This is a genomic window from Pseudoalteromonas sp. c7(2019), assembly GCF_011378625.1.
In the GTDB taxonomy this organism is placed as follows: Bacteria; Pseudomonadota; Gammaproteobacteria; order Enterobacterales; family Alteromonadaceae; genus Pseudoalteromonas; species Pseudoalteromonas arctica.
The window spans coordinates 306,265-324,263 of the sequence record NZ_WTKS01000003.1 but is presented as its reverse complement, the minus strand read 5'-3'; the positions used below and the strand labels follow the sequence as shown (position 1 = coordinate 324,263).

The 17,999-nt window shown below is 39.7% G+C and carries 22 protein-coding genes; 13 read left to right on the top strand and 9 right to left on the bottom strand.

Features of this window, described 5'->3' with window-relative positions; all coding sequences use genetic code 11:
* Window positions 1-39: 39 nt before the first annotated feature.
* Genes lptB through GQR38_RS05150 form a run of 6 tightly spaced genes read right to left on the bottom strand, consistent with a single transcriptional unit; the run spans window position 40 to window position 4,343 of the window.
* Window positions 40-765 carry an LPS export ABC transporter ATP-binding protein gene (lptB, locus tag GQR38_RS05175; protein ID WP_007580304.1) on the bottom strand — a complete coding sequence of 242 codons (726 nt, stop codon included), beginning with the start codon at window positions 763-765 and terminating at the stop codon, window positions 40-42.
* Window positions 762-1,307, bottom strand: a complete 546-nt coding sequence (lptA, locus tag GQR38_RS05170) for a lipopolysaccharide transport periplasmic protein LptA (protein ID WP_007580307.1) — start codon at window positions 1,305-1,307, stop codon at window positions 762-764. Before lptA ends, lptB begins: the two co-directional genes overlap by 4 nt.
* The gene (gene lptC / locus GQR38_RS05165; RefSeq protein WP_007580308.1) at window positions 1,297-1,851 is read right to left on the bottom strand and encodes an LPS export ABC transporter periplasmic protein LptC; all 555 of its coding nucleotides are present in this window, start codon (window positions 1,849-1,851) and stop codon (window positions 1,297-1,299) included. The genes lptA and lptC overlap by 11 nt, the downstream gene beginning before the upstream one ends.
* Entirely contained in the window at window positions 1,848-2,399 is a 552-nt protein-coding gene (gene kdsC, locus GQR38_RS05160) for a 3-deoxy-manno-octulosonate-8-phosphatase KdsC (RefSeq protein WP_007580311.1), read from the bottom strand. The genes lptC and kdsC overlap by 4 nt, the downstream gene beginning before the upstream one ends.
* Window positions 2,400-3,371: a KpsF/GutQ family sugar-phosphate isomerase gene (locus GQR38_RS05155; RefSeq protein WP_024607452.1), complete on the bottom strand. Its 972-nt coding sequence runs from the start codon at window positions 3,369-3,371 to the stop codon at window positions 2,400-2,402.
* A 3-nt stretch (window positions 3,372-3,374) separates the two neighbouring features.
* Window positions 3,375-4,343 carry a calcium/sodium antiporter gene (locus GQR38_RS05150; RefSeq protein WP_024607453.1) on the bottom strand — a complete coding sequence of 323 codons (969 nt, stop codon included), beginning with the start codon at window positions 4,341-4,343 and terminating at the stop codon, window positions 3,375-3,377.
* Between the two features lie 255 nt (window positions 4,344-4,598).
* Between GQR38_RS05150 and GQR38_RS05145 the strand changes: the two genes are divergently transcribed.
* The 7 genes from GQR38_RS05145 to murA are packed head-to-tail and all read left to right on the top strand — an operon-like array spanning window position 4,599 to window position 9,263.
* The gene (locus GQR38_RS05145; protein WP_076916424.1) at window positions 4,599-5,414 is read left to right on the top strand and encodes an ATP-binding cassette domain-containing protein; all 816 of its coding nucleotides are present in this window, start codon (window positions 4,599-4,601) and stop codon (window positions 5,412-5,414) included.
* Window positions 5,414-6,193 (top strand): lipid asymmetry maintenance ABC transporter permease subunit MlaE, encoded by a 780-nt coding sequence (mlaE, locus tag GQR38_RS05140; RefSeq protein WP_002957949.1) that lies wholly within the window; start codon window positions 5,414-5,416, stop codon window positions 6,191-6,193. Before GQR38_RS05145 ends, mlaE begins: the two co-directional genes overlap by 1 nt.
* 13 nt (window positions 6,194-6,206) lie before the next feature.
* A complete protein-coding gene (gene mlaD, locus GQR38_RS05135; RefSeq protein WP_002957950.1) occupies window positions 6,207-6,755 on the top strand; it encodes an outer membrane lipid asymmetry maintenance protein MlaD in 549 nt (182 codons plus the stop codon).
* Window positions 6,756-6,760: 5 nt separating this feature from the next.
* The gene (locus GQR38_RS05130; RefSeq protein ID WP_101163629.1) at window positions 6,761-7,441 is read left to right on the top strand and encodes an ABC transporter substrate-binding protein; all 681 of its coding nucleotides are present in this window, start codon (window positions 6,761-6,763) and stop codon (window positions 7,439-7,441) included.
* Window positions 7,434-7,727 carry an STAS domain-containing protein gene (locus tag GQR38_RS05125; RefSeq protein WP_010554274.1) on the top strand — a complete coding sequence of 98 codons (294 nt, stop codon included), beginning with the start codon at window positions 7,434-7,436 and terminating at the stop codon, window positions 7,725-7,727. Before GQR38_RS05130 ends, GQR38_RS05125 begins: the two co-directional genes overlap by 8 nt.
* 5 nt (window positions 7,728-7,732) lie before the next feature.
* On the top strand, window positions 7,733-7,990 hold the full coding sequence (locus tag GQR38_RS05120; protein WP_002957953.1) for a BolA family protein: 258 nt from the start codon (window positions 7,733-7,735) through the stop codon (window positions 7,988-7,990).
* A gap of 13 nt (window positions 7,991-8,003) precedes the next feature.
* Window positions 8,004-9,263, top strand: a complete 1,260-nt coding sequence (gene murA / locus GQR38_RS05115) for a UDP-N-acetylglucosamine 1-carboxyvinyltransferase (protein ID WP_007580318.1) — start codon at window positions 8,004-8,006, stop codon at window positions 9,261-9,263.
* 100 nt (window positions 9,264-9,363) lie between these two features.
* Here the strand turns inward: murA and GQR38_RS05110 are convergent, their stop codons facing one another.
* From GQR38_RS05110 to GQR38_RS05100, 3 genes are all read right to left on the bottom strand, one after another.
* The gene (locus GQR38_RS05110) at window positions 9,364-10,446 is read right to left on the bottom strand and encodes a trypsin-like peptidase domain-containing protein (RefSeq protein WP_024590199.1); all 1,083 of its coding nucleotides are present in this window, start codon (window positions 10,444-10,446) and stop codon (window positions 9,364-9,366) included.
* Window positions 10,447-10,548: 102 nt separating this feature from the next.
* Complete coding sequence (locus GQR38_RS05105) at window positions 10,549-11,901, bottom strand: Do family serine endopeptidase (RefSeq protein ID WP_007580322.1); 1,353 nt, start codon at window positions 11,899-11,901, stop codon at window positions 10,549-10,551.
* 131 nt (window positions 11,902-12,032) lie between these two features.
* Window positions 12,033-12,476, bottom strand: a complete 444-nt coding sequence (locus GQR38_RS05100; RefSeq protein ID WP_007580324.1) for a YhcB family protein — start codon at window positions 12,474-12,476, stop codon at window positions 12,033-12,035.
* A gap of 134 nt (window positions 12,477-12,610) precedes the next feature.
* Here GQR38_RS05100 and zapE point away from each other — a divergent pair, with 134 nt between their 5' ends.
* The 6 genes from zapE to GQR38_RS05070 all read left to right on the top strand — a co-directional run bounded on the left by zapE (window position 12,611) and on the right by GQR38_RS05070 (window position 17,996).
* Window positions 12,611-13,699 (top strand): cell division protein ZapE, encoded by a 1,089-nt coding sequence (gene zapE / locus GQR38_RS05095; protein ID WP_010554277.1) that lies wholly within the window; start codon window positions 12,611-12,613, stop codon window positions 13,697-13,699.
* A 285-nt stretch (window positions 13,700-13,984) separates the two neighbouring features.
* Window positions 13,985-14,413 carry a 50S ribosomal protein L13 gene (rplM, locus tag GQR38_RS05090; RefSeq protein ID WP_007378318.1) on the top strand — a complete coding sequence of 143 codons (429 nt, stop codon included), beginning with the start codon at window positions 13,985-13,987 and terminating at the stop codon, window positions 14,411-14,413.
* A gap of 8 nt (window positions 14,414-14,421) precedes the next feature.
* A complete protein-coding gene (rpsI, locus tag GQR38_RS05085; RefSeq protein ID WP_024590200.1) occupies window positions 14,422-14,814 on the top strand; it encodes a 30S ribosomal protein S9 in 393 nt (130 codons plus the stop codon).
* A gap of 580 nt (window positions 14,815-15,394) precedes the next feature.
* Window positions 15,395-15,985, top strand: a complete 591-nt coding sequence (petA, locus tag GQR38_RS05080) for a ubiquinol-cytochrome c reductase iron-sulfur subunit (protein WP_007580333.1) — start codon at window positions 15,395-15,397, stop codon at window positions 15,983-15,985.
* Entirely contained in the window at window positions 15,985-17,250 is a 1,266-nt protein-coding gene (locus tag GQR38_RS05075) for a cytochrome b N-terminal domain-containing protein (protein ID WP_007580335.1), read from the top strand. Before petA ends, GQR38_RS05075 begins: the two co-directional genes overlap by 1 nt.
* Complete coding sequence (locus tag GQR38_RS05070; RefSeq protein ID WP_007580337.1) at window positions 17,247-17,996, top strand: cytochrome c1; 750 nt, start codon at window positions 17,247-17,249, stop codon at window positions 17,994-17,996. The genes GQR38_RS05075 and GQR38_RS05070 overlap by 4 nt, the downstream gene beginning before the upstream one ends.
* Window positions 17,997-17,999 lie beyond the last annotated feature (3 nt).

The window sequence follows — 17,999 nt, the reverse complement described above, 5'->3', positions numbered from 1 at the left end:
AATTAATACTAGCAGATGCTTAAAGACATGGCGTAAATGTTACAGCCTAAATTGCTCGCCTAAGTAAACATCGCGTACTGTTTTATCATTTAATACGTGTTCTGGAGTACCTGATGCAATCAGCTCCCCATGAGAAACAATGTAGGCTTTTTCACAAACATCAAGGGTTTCTCTTACGTTATGATCGGTAATTAATACACCAATCCCACGATTTTTAAGATGTTCTATTATTTTCTTTATATCTAATACCGAAATCGGGTCAACACCTGCAAATGGTTCATCCAGTAATATAAATTTAGGATCTGCTGCCAGCGCACGTGCTATTTCAACACGACGACGTTCGCCACCCGACAATGCCATACCTTGGCTATCACGAATGTGTTGTATGCTAAATTCATCTAATAATTTATCGAGAGTGTCTTCTCTAGCTTGTTTATTTAACTCTTTGCGCGTTTCTAAAATGGCCATTAAGTTTTGATAAACAGTCAGCTTTCTGAATATTGAAGACTCTTGCGGTAAGTAGCCAATGCCTAATCTAGCACGACTATGCATAGGTAAAAGAGTAATATCGTTATCGTCTATCGATATTTTACCTTTGTCGCTAGGTACAAGTCCTACTATCATATAAAACGTGGTGGTTTTACCTGCGCCGTTAGGGCCAAGTAAGCCAACAATACTGCCAGCTTTGACTTCAAGGCCGACGTTTTTTACAACTTCACGGCCTTTATAGCTCTTTGCTAATAGCTCTGCTTTTAATGTGCTCATGGTTGACCTTTGTCGCTTTTTTTACTTTTTTTAGTCTCGATTGGTACTAAAATTGTGTGAACGCGGTCAGTTGAGTTTTCATCTTTTTCGGCACTGATTAGCTGCTGCTCTATATCGTAGGTAATGCTTTTAGCATTTATTTTTTGTCCCGCTTGCGATACTTGTGCATTACCAACAAGCGTTAAAAAACGCTTAGATACATCATAACGCACTTCGTCAGCACTGGCGCTCATAGTCGTGCCATCTGATTGCTTTTCTTCAAAGTGCGCAGGGCTACCTGTAGCAATTAATAATTGTTTATTATCACCAAGTTCATCGCGTTTATGTACTTCTAAGCGGTCGGCTGTGATACGGCGGTTACCGTGAATAATTTCAACGTTTTTCTCAAAAATCCCGACATTAGCTTTTAATTGACCTTCTTGCTTATCGGCGCTTATTGAAATTTGATTTGCAGTCGGTTGCGTGTTTTGCTCTGCAGCACTACTATTAAACGCTAGTATAAGTGTAGGAATAATAAGTGATTTTAATATTTTATTGGTCATAATATATGGTTCGCGTATGGTTAATTAGTTTTATCACTTCGGTTTTTAAGTCGGCTTCTAGGCCTTTACCAGTGATTTTTAAATTGGGTCCAGTGATGATAACGGGTTGCTCCGAACGCATTGTTAATAGCTTTATATCTACCTGAATATTATCAGCATTGATTTTGTCTATCATGGCGTTATCGGTTAAGTTTTTGGCAACCACATTGCCTTCTAAAATTAATTGTTTGTCTTCGTATAATGTTGCTTCGTCTGCATTTATTTGCCACGTTTGCTTTTCGTTATATAAAGTAAAAATAGGTTTTTCAAAAAACGTAAAACCTAATTGTTGATATAGCTCCATTTTAGCCGCAGTTACTTTGTGGCTAATTTTACCTTGTTCGTCATAGGCTGTTTGTTTGAGTTCAATGGCTATGTAATCAGGCTTGGCAATAACTTCAGGCTCAGTCTGAGGCACAATATTTGTTTGTGTAAAATAAGGGTACCAAAGCCAAACCATACAGCTAATGAATAAAACGCTTAATATTATGCGCGCTGCATTCATGAACTAGTGCCTTGTGTAGTCAATGCTTTACCATTTTCAAGCATAAGTAAGTCGGTGAGCTCTCTTACTGCACCAAAGCCGCCAGGCATTTGCGTTACATAGTGTGATAAACGTTTAATAAGTGGATGGGCATCATTTACTGCAACAGCAAAGCCGACTAATTCCATAACGGGCATGTCAGGACCATCATCACCGATATAAGCAATTTGTTCATCGCTAAGGTTGAGTTTGTCTTTTAATTCTTGATAGGCAATGAGCTTATTTTCTTGGCCTTGATAAATATGCTGTACGGTTAAGCTGCTCATACGTTGTTGCACTATTTGTGAATGACGACCAGTAATTACAGCCACTTCAAAGCCACTGTTTATAAGCGCTTTAATGCCAAAACCATCTTTTGTATTAAATGCTTTTAGCTCTTCACCTTGATTACCAAGATAAATACGGCCATCAGAAAATACACCATCAATATCGCATATAAGTAGTTTTACTTTTTTAGCGCGTGCTTTTGCATCATCGCTCAGCGGTTGATAGAGTTCTTCAAATTGCATTTATAATACTCCTGCTTTTAATAGGTCTTGCATGTTTAATGCGCCAATAGGTTGGTTTTTCTCATTGACGACGATTAAGCCATTTATACGTTTGTGTTCCATAATGTTAAGCGCTTCAGCGGCTAAAATATCTTGTGTAGCCGTAGTACATGACTTAGTCATAACAACATCTATTTGTGTTGTATGAATATCAATTCTTTGCTCTAAAATACGACGCAAATCGCCATCGGTAAATAATCCCACGAGCTGCTGATTTTCATCAACAATGGCTGTCATACCTAAACCTTTAGCAGACATTTCAATGAGGGCGTCTTTAACTGTTTGTGAAACGCTAATAATAGGTGTATTTGCGCCGCTGTGCATAACATCTTTTAAAGTAAGTAATAAGCGCTTGCCTAAACTACCACCTGGGTGAGATAGCGCGAAGTCATCAGCTGTAAACCCGCGAGCTTCTAATAATGCAACTGCCATGGCATCGCCCATCGCAAGCGTTGCAGTGGTACTTGATGTAGGAGCTAGACCCAATGAACAGGCTTCTTTTTCTACTTTAATACACACATGTACATTAGCAAGGGTCGCCATGGTTGATTGCGTATTGCCAGTCATCGATATCATTTTGGCACCAAGTCGTTTTAAAACCGGAATGATATTTAAAACTTCGCTGGTCTCCCCTGAATTAGAAATAAGCATAACCACGTCATTTTTAGTGATCATACCTAAATCACCATGGCTTGCTTCACCAGGGTGAACAAAAAATGCTGGACTGCCAGTGCTTGCAAGGGTTGCCGCTATTTTATTGCCAATATGACCTGATTTACCCATACCAATGACAATAATACGGCCTTCGCAGTCGTACATTAATTGGCACGCGTTATGAAAATTTTCATCTACATATTGTGCAATATCACTAAGTGCTTGGCGTTCAACATCTAAAACGCGAAGGCCTTGTTCAATAAAATTTAGCGTTGCCATCATTTACCCTACTTGACTAAAAATATACCCTTGGTAACCCAAAAACGCTATTAGCAATAAGCCGCCTTCTACTCTATTGATACGTTGGGTGCCTCTAAAGTTCAATGACATAATAATAAGAGCAAGTGTTGCGCCAATCATAATTAATACGTCTCGGCTTACTAATGATGGGTCAATGGCTGAAGGGTTAATAATACCGGCAAGTGGTAATACCGCTAGAATATTAAATATGTTTGAGCCAACAATATTACCTAGTGCTAAATCATCTTCATTTTTAAGTACACCTGCAACCGAAGCGGCAAGTTCAGGCAAACTAGTACCGATGGCAATAATTGTTAAGCCAATGACTAAGTCGCTTAAGCCGAAGTATTTAGCAATATCGACAGCCGAACCTATTAAAAAATGAGAACTAACAGGTAGGAGTATCATGCCGACAACTAACCAAAATACCGCTTTTTTCGTAGGTACATCGTTTGGTACATCGTCGCAGGCTTCTGACACAAATGGATCATCTTGGTTTTTTGCACGCATAGATACAATAATTAACCCACCGATGAATACGATAAAGCCAACCAAAAGTGCAACACCTTCATTAAATGAAAAGTAGTTATCTGAGAACACATACCAAGTAGCTAAAGATACGAGCATCACTAATGGCATTTCACGTTTTAATGTACTTGATGAAACTGAAAGAGGGCGAAATAGAGCAGTGATACCTAACACAAGTAAAATGTTTGTAATATTAGAGCCAACAGCATTGCCAACCGCTGTGTCGGTTTTGTTAGCCAGAGCGGCAGAGGCTGAAACCATCATTTCGGGTGCTGAAGAGCCCATAGCTACCACGGTTAAACCAACAATAAGTGTAGGTACACCAAAGTTTTTAGCAAGAGCCGCAGCGCCATAAACAAACCTGTCTGCACTCCAAACAAGAGCTGCAAAACCAAGAATTAAAATAACAAACGAGGTAACCATTGTGTTAAGCCAGTTATACAAAATACGGATGGCGCGAATAGTAACAAAAGCCAAGATGAAAGTATAAATAAAAGAGTAAGGTCAACTACGTAACAATGCTGCTTTTAAACAGCTAATTTAAAAATTTAAGCCGGGGTTAAGCTGTTTTGAGCGAGTCTTATAATCCTTTTTATGGGTGTATTACAAAATCTTACGAATTGTTTTTTCCATCTTTGACAAAAAAGCTTTAAAATAGGTGCACTAGTGAACATTTTTATGGAGAGCGACTTGTCGCAATCAATAGTAGAAGTCAAGGATGTTAGCTTTTCGAGAGGCAATAGAACTATATATAAAAATATGAGTTTTAGCGTTCCTAAAGGTAAAATTACTGCGATCATGGGGCCAAGCGGAATTGGCAAAACCACTATGTTGCGTTTAATTGGTGGTCAGCTTAAACCAGATTCAGGTGATATTTTATTTGAAGGTGGCAGCATTCCTAAAATGTCTCGTAAAGAGTTATACGAAGCACGTACTAAAATGAGCATGCTTTTTCAAAGTGGTGCGCTGTTTACTGATATGTCGGTATTTGACAATATTGCGTTTCCTATAAGAGAGCACACAAAGCTAAGTGAAGACCTTATCCGATTAGTTGTATTAATGAAATTGCAAGCGGTTGGGCTACGTGGCGCTAAAGATTTAATGCCCTCTGAGTTATCGGGCGGTATGGCAAGACGTGCTGCACTTGCGCGCGCTATAGCACTTGATCCAGAGCTAATCATGTACGATGAACCATTTGCAGGACAAGATCCTATTTCGATGGGCGTATTGGTTAAGCTAATTAAGTCGCTTAACGAAGTATTGAGTTTATCGTCTTTAATTGTGACACACGATGTGACAGAGGTAATGAGTATTGCCGATCACGTTATAATTATCGCCGATCAAGGTGTAATTGGTTGTGGTACTCCTGATGAAATGCGCAATCATGAATCTCCTTTAGTTCAACAGTTTTTAAAAGGCTTGTCGGATGGTCCAGTACCATTTCATTTTCCGGCTCAAGCTTATGCAGACGAACTACTTGGAGAAAAAGCATAATGTTGGATTTATTTCAAAAGCTAGGGCATAAAACGCTAGGACGTTTTGCGGCTCTTGGCCGTTCGGCTTATATGCTGTTTAGTGCGCTTGCGCATGTTCCTAATTTTAAAAAAGGCACACCGTTACTTGTTCGCCAACTTTATATGGTGGGTTCGCAATCGTTACTGATTATTATGGTGTCGGGTTTGTTTATCGGCATGGTGTTGGCTCTACAAGGTTACACAGTATTAGTTGGTTATGGCGCTGAGGATAGTTTAGGGCCGTTAGTGGCTCTGAGTTTATTGCGAGAACTGGGCCCGGTTGTTACTGCATTACTATTTGCAGGACGCGCAGGTAGCGCATTGACTGCTGAAATTGGCTTAATGAAAGCAACAGAGCAACTTTCATCACTTGAGATGATGGCAATCGATCCGCTAAAACGTATTATTGCACCGCGCTTTTGGGCGGGTTTTATAAGCATGCCATTGCTTGCATTGATATTTTCAGCCGTAGCAATCATAGGCGCTCATTTAGTGGGCGTAGATTGGCTGGGGGTTGATACAGGTAGTTTTTGGTCAATCATGCAATCACAAGTGTCGTTTCAGCAAGACATACTAAACGGTATTATTAAGAGTTTTGTATTCGCCATAGTGGTGACCTGGATTGCGCTTTATAAAGGATATGACTGTGTGCCGACCTCAGAAGGGATCAGCAAAGCAACCACCGAAACGGTTGTTCATTCGTCATTAGCAGTTTTAGGTTTTGACTTTATTTTGACAGCGGTAATGTTTACCAGCTAATAGGGTATAGATAATGAATTCACGGAAATTAGAAATTTTAGTTGGTTTTTTTGTAGCACTTGGCATTTTAGCTTTTGCGATGCTCGCACTTAAAGTTGCCAATTCAGGTATTAGTGGCTCTGGCGAAACATATACGCTTAATGCCAAGTTTGAAAACATTGGCTCATTAAAAGCGCGTGCGCCGGTAAAAGTAGGTGGTGTTGTAATTGGTCGTGTTGAATCAATTTATGTACACCCACAAGAGTTTTTACCAGTGGTAAACATGACCATTGATGCACAGTATTTATGTCGTTTTTCAGACACAAGCTCAATCTCTATTTTAACGTCGGGTATTTTAGGTGAGCAGTACTTAGGTATTCACCCTGTCATTTCTCCAGATTCGGCTAAACAACGTTGTTTAGGCGAAACAGTGACTGAAAACAAGCAAGATGAAGCAATTGACGATTTGTTTGGTGTGGAAAGTAAAGCACTAGGTGATGGCGATTCAATTACTGATACTAAGTCTGCCATTGTACTTGAAGAATTAATCGGGCAGTTTTTATTCAACCAAGGTAGTGAGTAATTATTATGTTGAAAAAGTTTTTAGCTATTGTAGCAATTGGCACAATGACGCTAACTCAAAGCGTAAGTGCAGCAGATGTTAAATTGGTTGATCCAAATAAAATGGTACGCCAAGTTGCCGATAATACATTTGCACGTATTAAAAAAGATCAGCCATTAATTGTTAAAAATCAAGAGCATCTTCGCGTAATCGTTGAAGAAGAATTAATGCCTTATATCGACTACAAATATGCAGCACTTCGCGTACTAGGTAGTGAAGTATCTAAAGTACGTGCAATTACCGACGAAGCTGAAAAAGCCAAAGCAATTAAAGAAATTCAACGCTTTATTGGTGTGTTTAGAGAGTATTTAGTTGCTACTTATGCAGGTGTATTCACTCAATATACAAACCAGAAAGTTGAGTTTGGTGCAGAACAAGCATTTAAAGGCAAAGATGTCGTTGTCGTTAAAACTAAAATTATTGAAGATGGTAAACCTGATATCAGAATCGATTTTAAAGTACGCGAAGACCGTGACGGTGAATGGCGCGCGTACGATATGATTGCTGAAGGTATTAGTTTACTAGACGCAAAACAAAGTGAGCTACAAGGTATTTTGCGTCAGCAAGGTATTGATAATGTAAGTAACCTTTTAGAGCAAAAGAGTCAGCTACCAGTTCAGTTTAGAGGCAGTAACTCGAATGACTAAATTGGCAATAAGCCAAGTTGATGGACAACATTTTCGAGTAAACGGTGAGCTTACTCGAAATTCAATTGGCGATGAACAGCTTCTGAACAACAAGCTATTAACCAAGCATAAAATCATCTATTTCGACCTAAGTGGTGTATCTAGGGTTGACACAGCGGGCTTAGCTTGGTTAATTCACTCTTTTGCAGAATTAAAGCAGCAAGGCATTCGCCTTGAATTGCAAAACCTACCTGAGCAATTGCAAAATTTAATGCAATTGGGTCAGGTTACAACCCTATTTGAGTGAGAGTTATGGAAACTAGCCAAGTCGAAACATTATTACGCGAAGAACTTCAATTAGCTGAAGTACATGTAAAAGCCAATGGTAGTCATTATGAAGTTGTTGCAGTAGGTGAATGCTTTGACGGTTTAAGCCGAGTTAAAAAGCAGCAGCTAGTTTATGGCCCATTAATGAATACAATTTCAGATGGCACAATTCACGCAGTATCTATTCGTGCATTTACTCCTGTAGAGTGGAAGCGTGAACAAAAATTTATTTTACCGCAATAAATAGGGCCTCTTAATGGATCAATTTGTAATTCAAGGTGGTACTTCACTTGCTGGTGAAGTGACTATTTCTGGCGCTAAAAATGCCGCACTTCCTATTTTGTTTGCTTCATTATTAGCTGATGGAAAAAGTACATTTACTAATGTACCGCGCCTTCGCGATATAGTGACCACTGAAGCCTTATTAAAAACTCTAGGCGCTGATGTTAATTGGCACGGCGATACGCTAGTGATTGACGGCGCAACGGTTAATAAAACATTAGCGCCATACGACTTAGTTAAGCAAATGCGTGCCTCTGTACTTGCATTAGGCCCTTTAGTTGCTCGTTTTGGTGAAGCTCAAGTGTCTTTACCTGGTGGGTGTGCTATTGGTGCTCGCCCTGTTGATATACATATTCAAGGTTTGGAGCGCATGGGCGCACAAATAAACGTTGAAAATGGTTATATTAATGCCAAGGTAAACGGTCGCTTAAAAGGCGCTGAAATCTTTATGGAAATGGTAAGCGTAGGCGCTACCGAAAATCTATTGATGGCAGCAGCCCTCGCTGATGGTAAAACCATACTTGATAATGCTGCACGCGAGCCCGAAATAATTGATTTAGCTAACTGCTTAATTGCTATGGGCGCTAAAATTACGGGTGCAGGCACTAGCCGCATTGAAGTTGAAGGCGTTGAGCGTTTAGCAGGATGCGAGCACAGCATTTTACCAGACAGAATAGAAACAGGTACATTTTTAGTCGCTGCAGCAATGGCAGGCGGTGAAGTACTTTGTAAAAACACTGACTTTCATTCTCTTGAGCCTGTGATTGAAAAATTACGTGCAACAAATGCACATCTAGAAGTGCATAACGACAGTATTTATCTTGATATGCGCGGCCGAGAACTGAGAGCCGTGAATATTAAAACAGCTCCACACCCAGGTTTTCCTACGGATATGCAAGCTCAGTTTACAGCATTAAATGTAGTAGCAAATGGTAGTGCAACGATTACGGAAACGATTTTTGAAAACCGTTTTATGCATGTACCTGAGTTGCAGCGTATGGGCGCTAATATTCGTTTAGAAGGGCATACCGCAATTTGTGGTGAGACTGAGAGCCTAACGGGCGCGCAAGTGATGGCAACCGACCTACGCGCTTCAGCTAGCTTAATCTTAACGGGTATAGTGGCACAGGGTGAAACGGTTGTTGACCGTATTTATCACGTTGATAGAGGTTATCAGCGCATTGAAGATAAGCTAAGTGCGTTGGGTGCAAATATTAAACGTCGAAGTAGTTAAGTAGATATTTAACTAGCTAAGCTATTTTAAAAAGGTCGGATACGCAAATTGCTATCCGACCTTTTTATTGACGATTTATGGAAGTTGGTATTATTTTTTATTAAAGCTTTGTTTCAAGCTCAGCTACCACCACCATGATTTTTTCTATTTTACCATTCCGGTAAAGCTCAAATTCTATTTCTTTACCTGGTTCTGTATTACCTATTTCTTCCAGCACTTTTTGTGGATTTGCTACCGAAAGCCCTGCAATTTTAATAACAATATCTTGCTCTTCAATACCCGCTTGCCATGCTGGTCCCAAAGGGTCTAAATTAGTAATACGCATGCCAGTAACTGGGGTCAGACTGTCGTTTACTTCCTTGCCGGTACTATCTACTGCTGTGCCTTCAAAGCCTAAATAGCCGCGCACAACACGACCATGACGAATGAGCTTACCCATTACTTTTTTAGCAAGTGAGTAAGGAACCGCAAAGAATATTCCTTGAATATTCAAGTTCTCACGCGTTTTAAACTGCGCAGAAGTAATGCCGACTAAATCACCATTGGAGTTAACTAATGCGCCGCCAGAGTTGCCCACATTAATAGCCGCATCCATTTGCAATAAGTTATTGTACGGACTGTCTGTAATTTTTTGCTTACCCGTTGCGCTAATAATGCCTTGCGTGATTGTTTGGCCTAAATTAAGCGGGTTACCTATGGCAAGTACAACATCGCCTACATTGGATACATAGCTATCATTTACAGGAATTACCGGGAGGTGATCTGCATTGATTTTAAGTAAGGCTAGATCAGTAATAGTATCAAAACCAATTAGCTGTACATCAAAAAAGCGTCTGCCATCGGTTAGAATAACCATAATTTGATCTGCATTATTAACAACATGGTAGTTGGTAAGAATGTAACCGTCTTGCGACATGATGACGCCAGAGCCTAGCTCTTGTACCGTGTTTTTTCTTTTATAACGAGGTTCTTTGGAAATACTTTCTGAAAAAATAGTAACCACAGAAGGAGCTGCTCGTTTAACTGCATCAGAAAAACTCAGGTGACTCGAACTCATTGCGCTTGGTAGGGGAACATTTGGAAGTAAAGCAGCTCGCATATTAGGGCTGAAAAAAACCACTAAAAAAGCAATACTTAGGCCTGCAAATAAAGGGGGAAGAATAAATTTTATTAGTTTCAGCACGATTTTCTTATTATGTAAGTGAGCAATCTCTTTATGATGACATAAAAAAAATAACAGCGGCAAGTGCCACTGTTATTTTTATTACATTAATAGTGCTATTTATTACTGAATTAAAATAAATATAGACTCACGACCACGTTGCACGCCAAGTACTATATTACCTTTTGTACTGTCGATGATTTTATTCATGTCGCGAATCGTTTCAACTCGTTGACGATTCACTTGCATAATAATATCACCTTCTTCAAGGCCAACACGGGCAGAAGGTGAGCGAGGATCTACAGAAGTAACCTCAACACCTTTATTACTGTTTTTTTGTACATTTTCAAGTGTCGCGCCTTGGAATGCAGGATGCAGCTCTTCACCGGTCGCTGTAACACCTGATGCACCATCAAGGGTTACTTTCACTGTTTTAATTTTACCATCGCGGTAAATGCCAAGTTTTATCTCACGGCCTTCACCTAGCGTAGCAATTTTGCTGCGTAGTTCATGAAAGCCACTAATGTCGCCACCGTTTATGCTAACAATAACGTCACCAGCTTCAATTCCTGCCTTACTTGCGGCAGTGTCGTCCATTACTTGCATTACATAAGCACCTTGTTTGACATCAAGTTGCTGTGCTTTTGCAAGTCCTGCATCAAGTGGGCGACCAGAAATGCCTAACGAGCCTCGACGTACTTCACCATGTTCAATAATTTGATCGACTAGATTTTTCATCATATTAGATGGAATCGCAAAACCAATGCCCACGTTGCCGCCAGAAGCACCTAAAATAGCGGTATTAATACCAATCAACTCACCATTGAGGTTAACTAAGGCACCGCCAGAATTACCTTGGTTAATAGCTGCGTCGGTTTGAATGAAATCTTCGTAGCCCTCAATGTTTAAACCACTTCGACCAAGGGCACTAACAATACCTGATGTAACTGTGTGGCTAAGGCCAAATGGGTTACCAATAGCGACAGCAAAGTCACCCACTCGTAAATTATCTGAGTTGGCGAGTTTGATTTCAGTTAAGTCATCAGCGTCTATTTGTAAAAGAGCGATGTCTGATTCTGTGTCAGTACCAATTTTAGTTGCTTCAAATTCACGGCCATCTTCGAGAGTAACTACCATTTTTTCGGCGTCTTGGATTACGTGGTTATTAGTCACTACATAGCCCTCATCAGCATCGATAATGACCCCAGAACCTAATCCACTAAATTGGCGTTTTTGACTGCGAGGCTGCTGTTGTCCAAAAAAGTATTCGAGTGGATCTGCACGGCGGCGTACTTCTTTAGAGCCTGAAACTTGGATACTTACAACACCAGGAGATATTTGCTCTAGCATGGGGGCTAGAGTGGGTAGTTGTTGACCATTTACTGCAATTGGCATTTTCGCATAAGACGCTACAGGGCTCATTAATAAGCTTGTAGATAAAATAGCTGCGCTGATAAGTGATAATTTCATTTTCATAGTCAGGGGTAACTCCACTTAAGATAAAGCAAAAACAAAAAGGGCTACTTTAAAAGCAGCCCTTTTCGATTTATTAAGATAAAACAACAAAGCTGTTATATCTAAAGACTATGGGGTCTAAAAAAAGTTCATCAAGATACTTTAGAATGTTCTGAAACTTTATTTTGACCAGCAAATAAACCAGATTCACCCGATACATAATCAGCTGGTTGCGCTGCGGCTGAAGAACGATCTGAACGACGTTCTTTTAAAGACGCTTGTAGTTGTTCTGTTGTTTCTTTAGAAAAATAAGGTTCTGCTGGTGCTTTATTTCTATCTTCTAAAAGAAGTTGGTTTGTTTCTTCAACGTGACTAAGCAGTTGATCATAGTTTTCTTTCATTTTATTTACGAGCTTGCCAGTATTCGCTAAATGATCAGCTACATCTTGACGATACTGCTCTAACGCATTTTCAGCTTGCTCTGCCTGCTCTTTTAATTCATCTTGTTTGAATTGTTTTTTAGTAACAAATGCGCCAATAAAAAATGCTACAACAGCAGCAATAACAATTAAACCTACCCACATAACTGTGCCCATAAAAACTACCCCTTTGGGAAAATAACTAACGAATGCCGATTCAATTATAAATCATACTAAGTGTAATATACCCCGAGTTATGATGCGTGTTAATATGCTTTGCAAATTAAACTGTGTTTTAACTGTAAATAGATATGACTCCTTGGCAAACATACCAACAAGACTTAAAGCGAGATGACTTTGTACACGACGCAGCACAAGAAAATGCTGTGCGCCATTTACAACGTCTATACGATGACCTGACTCAGGCAAAGCCAAAACAAAAAGGTTTTTTTGCTAAGTTATTTAGTAAAGATGAACCTGCGCCTATAAAAGGTTTGTACTTTTGGGGTGGAGTAGGGCGTGGTAAAACTTATTTAGTTGACACTTTTTACGAATCACTACCGGGCACACGTAAAATGCGCGTGCACTTTCATCGATTCATGCACCGAGTGCATAATGAGCTTAAAAAACTAAACAATACGGCTAATCCATTAGAAAAAATAGCCGACACTTTCAAAGCTGAAACAGACATAATTTGTTTTGATGAGTTTTTTGTTCAAGACATTACCGATGCTATGTTGCTAGGTGGCTTAATGGAAGCGCTATTTGCACGGGGTATAGTACTTGTTGCTACATCTAATATAGTGCCTGATGAGCTTTACAGAAATGGCTTGCAGCGTGCCCGCTTTGTCCCTGCTATAGAACTGGTTAAGCTCAATACAGAAATAGTTAATGTAGACTCAGGTATTGATTATCGGTTGCGTACCTTAGAGCAAGCCGAAATTTTTCATAGTCCGTTAGATAAAGAAGCGGATAAAAACTTATTTGAATACTTCGATAAGCTATCGTCAGAGCCTGGACAATTAGATGAGCCGATAGAGATAGAAGGTCGTTTAATCAAAACGCGAAAAGTAGCTAAATGCGTGGTGATGTTTGAGTTTAGTGAATTATGCGAAACAGCGCGTAGTCAGGTTGATTACATGGAGATTAGCCGCTTATATAATACGGTGATTATTTCTAACGTAAAACAGCTCGGGCAAACTAATGATGATGCCGCTAGACGCTTTATTGCTTTAGTGGATGAATTTTACGAGCGCCATGTAACTTTAATTATATCGGCTGAAAAACCTATTACCGAACTTTATACCCAAGGTAATTTAAACTTTGAATTTAAGCGCTGTATAAGCCGTTTGCAAGAAATGCAGTCTCTAGAGTATTTAGCTAGAGAGCATTTGGTTTAAATTAGTAGGTAAAAGTGTAATAGGTTAGCCATTAAAAATAAGAGGTGCATATATAGTACTTCTTATTTCTAAAATTTCTTGTGGAAAAAACAACCGGCGAGTAGCAATGTGTTTTAAGTGCTGGTATACTCCCGCGTCTGCCACGTTGCGTTCTATGCCCTCATATAGTCTAGCCACTTGTGAGCGGCGCAAAAGTCTAAAACTCGAAGGGGTTATAGCAAACTTAGAGCAGTAGTTAATATTAACTACTTGTGGTTTTAATTGAAAAACATTGGATTTTTATAAATGAAAACGTTTGTTGCTAAACCAGAAACAGTAAAACGTGACTGGTACGTAGTTGACGCTGAAGGTAAAACTTTAGGTCGCATCGCTACTGAAATCGCTCATCGCCTACGCGGTAAGCATAAAGTTGAATATACACCGCACGTAGATACTGGTGATTATATCATCGTTATCAACGCTGAAAAAGTTACTGTAACTGGTAACAAATTCAAAAACAAAGTGTACTATTCACACTCTGGTTTTCCAGGTGGTCTTAAGTCTACTACTTTTGATAAACTTCAAGCTGCAAAGCCTGAAATGATCATCGAGAAGGCTGTTAAGGGCATGTTGCCACGTGGTCCTTTAGGCCGCGCTATGTACCGTAAACTTAAAGTTTACACAGGTACTGAGCACAACCATGCTGCACAACAGCCTCAGGTTCTAGACATTTAAGGAGCACCATCATGGCAAATCAATACTACGGTACAGGTCGTCGTAAAAGTTCAAGTGCTCGCGTATTCTTACGCCCAGGCACTGGTAACATCGTAATCAACAAACGCTCTCTAGAAGAGTATTTTGGTCGCGAAACAGCACGCATGGTTGTTCATCAAGCTCTTGAGCTAGTTGATATGACTGAAAAATTTGACCTTTACATCACCGTTTCTGGTGGTGGTACAACTGGTCAAGCTGGTGCTATCCGTCATGGTATCACTCGTGCACTTATGGAGTTTGACGAATCATTACGTTCACAACTTCGTAAAGCAGGTTTTGTTACACGTGATGCACGTAAAGTTGAACGTAAGAAAGTGGGTCTTAAGAAAGCGCGTAAGCGTCCACAGTTCTCAAAACGTTAATCTATACGTTATCAAGAATTCAAAAACCCAGCTTATGCTGGGTTTTTTGTTTTCAAATCAAAATGTTTACATTTGCAACTTAATATAAAGTTATTTATATCGACGGTGATACTGGGTGATTGCAGCAATTAATGATGATCAAATTGATTAATAACTGCGTATTAATCAAACGAAAGTTAAAAAACACTCAGATAGCTGCAAAAAAGTTAAATAATTATCGTAATTAGTTTAAATCCATCAGTTAATTGGTGGAATTTTTTGCTACAATTGGCATTGAAGTAAAATGAGTGAGTTTAACCGCACTATGTACAGTTTTTACTGTTTCCTCTTAGTGGTGTTGATCTTGGTCAGTATATTGTTTTTACAGAAGCGTTATTATAGTCGTTCGGCTTTATTCTCGAGCTTACTTAATCAAATTTTGATCAAGTTAGTTTTATTCGAGCATAGGGCTTTGAATAACCTTGTTTTAATCAAGGGTTTTAATTATGATCGCTTCTATTTTAAAAATTCGAATAATTAACCTGCTGTAACTGATGTTCTCAATATAGCAAGTGTTGAGAATCATAGTGGAGATAAGTGGATGAGCAATGCGCCTGTAGACAATGGCCGACGTCGCTTTTTAACCATAGCTACCTCTGTTGTAGGTGGTGTTGGTGCGGCTGGGGCTGCTGTTCCTTTTATTGCGTCTTGGAATCCAAGTGAGCGAGCTAAATCTGCGGGTGCGCCTGTAGAAGTAGATATCAGCAAACTTGAACCGGGACAATTAATACGTGTCGAGTGGCGTGGTAAACCTGTATGGGTTGTATCACGGACCCCAAAAATGCTTGAGCAAATGAAAGAACATGAAGGTCAACTTCGTGATCCGCATTCGCAAGAGCCACAACAATTAGAATCATCAACAAATGATTACCGTTCATTACGTCCAGAAATCTTTCTGGCTGTAGGTATTTGTACGCATTTAGGGTGTTCACCTGGCTTTTTCCAAGGTAACTTTAGTGAGAAAGTTGAAGGAACCGATGATGGCTTCTATTGCCCATGTCATGGTTCTAAATTTGATATGGCTGGCCGTGTATTTCAATCGGTACCTGCTCCATTAAACTTAGAGATACCACCTTATACTTTTCTTGATGAGACCACTATTTTAGTGGGCGAAGAAAAAGGGGCAGCCTAATGTTTGGTAAGATTATTGGTTGGATAGACGACCGTATCCCAATGACACGTGTTTGGAACATGCATATTGCACAGTATCCAGCACCTAAAAACTTTAACTTCTGGTACTTTTTTGGCTCATTAGCCATGTTGGTACTAGTAAACCAAATCCTAACAGGTATTTGGTTAACGATGAACTTTGTTCCGTCTTCTGAAGGCGCATTCGCTTCAGTAGAATACATCATGCGTGATGTAGAATATGGCTGGTTATTACGTTACTTGCACTCAACCGGTGCATCAGCGTTTTTCATCGTTGTATATATGCATATGTTCCGTGGCATGATCTACGGTTCTTACCAAAAACCACGTGAGTTACTGTGGTTATTTGGTATGTTTATTTTCTTAGCGCTAATGGCTGAAGCATTCATGGGGTATTTATTACCATGGGGGCAAATGTCGTTCTGGGGTGCACAGGTAATCATCTCCTTATTCGGGGCTATTCCGGTTATTGGTGATGACTTAACACTTTGGATCCGTGGTGACTATGTAATATCAGGTGCAACGCTTAACCGCTTCTTTGCATTACATGTAATTGCACTACCACTGGTTATCGTAATCTTAGTTTTCTTACACATTGTTGCTCTACACGAAGTGGGTTCAAATAACCCTGAAGGTATTGAGATTAAACGTAAGAAAGGCTCAGTAGCTGAAGAAGATAAGCCTAAATTTAAATTTCATGAGTATTACACCGACAAGAAAGATATTGTTGATGCGATACCGTTCCACCCTTACTACACAGTTAAAGATATTGTGGGTGTGGTTGGTTTCTTAATATTGTTCTGTTGGGTTGTGTTCTTTATGCCAGCGATGAATGGCTTCTTTTTAGAAGGTCCAAACTTCGAGGCAGCTAACCCACTTAAAACACCTGAGCATATTTTCCCGGTTTGGTACTTTACGCCATTCTATGCAATCTTACGTGCAATCCCTGATAAGTTAATCGGTGTTGCGGCGATGGGTGCATCGATTGTGGTACTTGCGTTACTACCTTGGGTAGACCGTGGTAGAGTTAAATCGGTTCGTTACCGTTGTGGTTTCCATAAATGGAACATTGCAGGTTTTGTTGTAACTTTCGTTCTTCTAGGTTGGGTGGGTGCAACTCCACAAACTGATATGAAAACGATTATTTCTCAAATCTGTACTGTGACTTACTTTATGTTCTTCGTACTGTTGTTTGTATACAGTAAGAACGAAAAAACTAAGCCATTGCCAGAGAGGTTAACGAAATGATGAAGAAGCTTATTATTGGTTTATTTGCTTTATCAGTAAACTTGTTGCCGAACATGGTTATGGCAGCGGGTCCATCGGTTCCTTTAATGGAAGCGAACAACGACCTTACTGATCAACCATCTTTACAACGCGGTGCAAAGTTGTTCATGAACTACTGTCTTGGTTGTCACCAAATGCAGTATCAACGTTATGAACGTACTTTTCGTGATATCGGTATCCCAACAGAGGTTGGTTTAGAGCAGTTGATTTTTGACGGTTCTAAAGTTGGTAGTCATATTACTAACGCGATTACAAAAGACGATGCAGCAAAATGGTTTGGTGCGGCTCCGCCGGATTTAACTCTAATTGCTCGTGTAAAATCACCAGATTATATTTACACGTACTTAAAATCGTTTTATAAAGATGAATCTCGCCCGTTTGGGGTTAACAACATTGTTTTCCCATCGGTAGGTATGCCTCACGTTCTTCAAGAACTACAAGGTTTACCAACACCTATCACTAAAGAAGTACAAGAGCATGGTCACACTGTGACTAAAGTTATTGCTACTGAAACCGATGGTACGGGCGAATTAAGCATAGATGAATACGACCAAGCGGCTCGTGATTTAACAAACTTCCTTGAGTACGTGGGTGAACCTTCACGTCTTGAATCGGAAGCGCTAGGTATTAAGGTAATAGGATTTTTAATTATCCTGTTTATCTTGGCATTTATGCTTAAGAAAGAATACTGGAGAGATGTTCATTAGGTT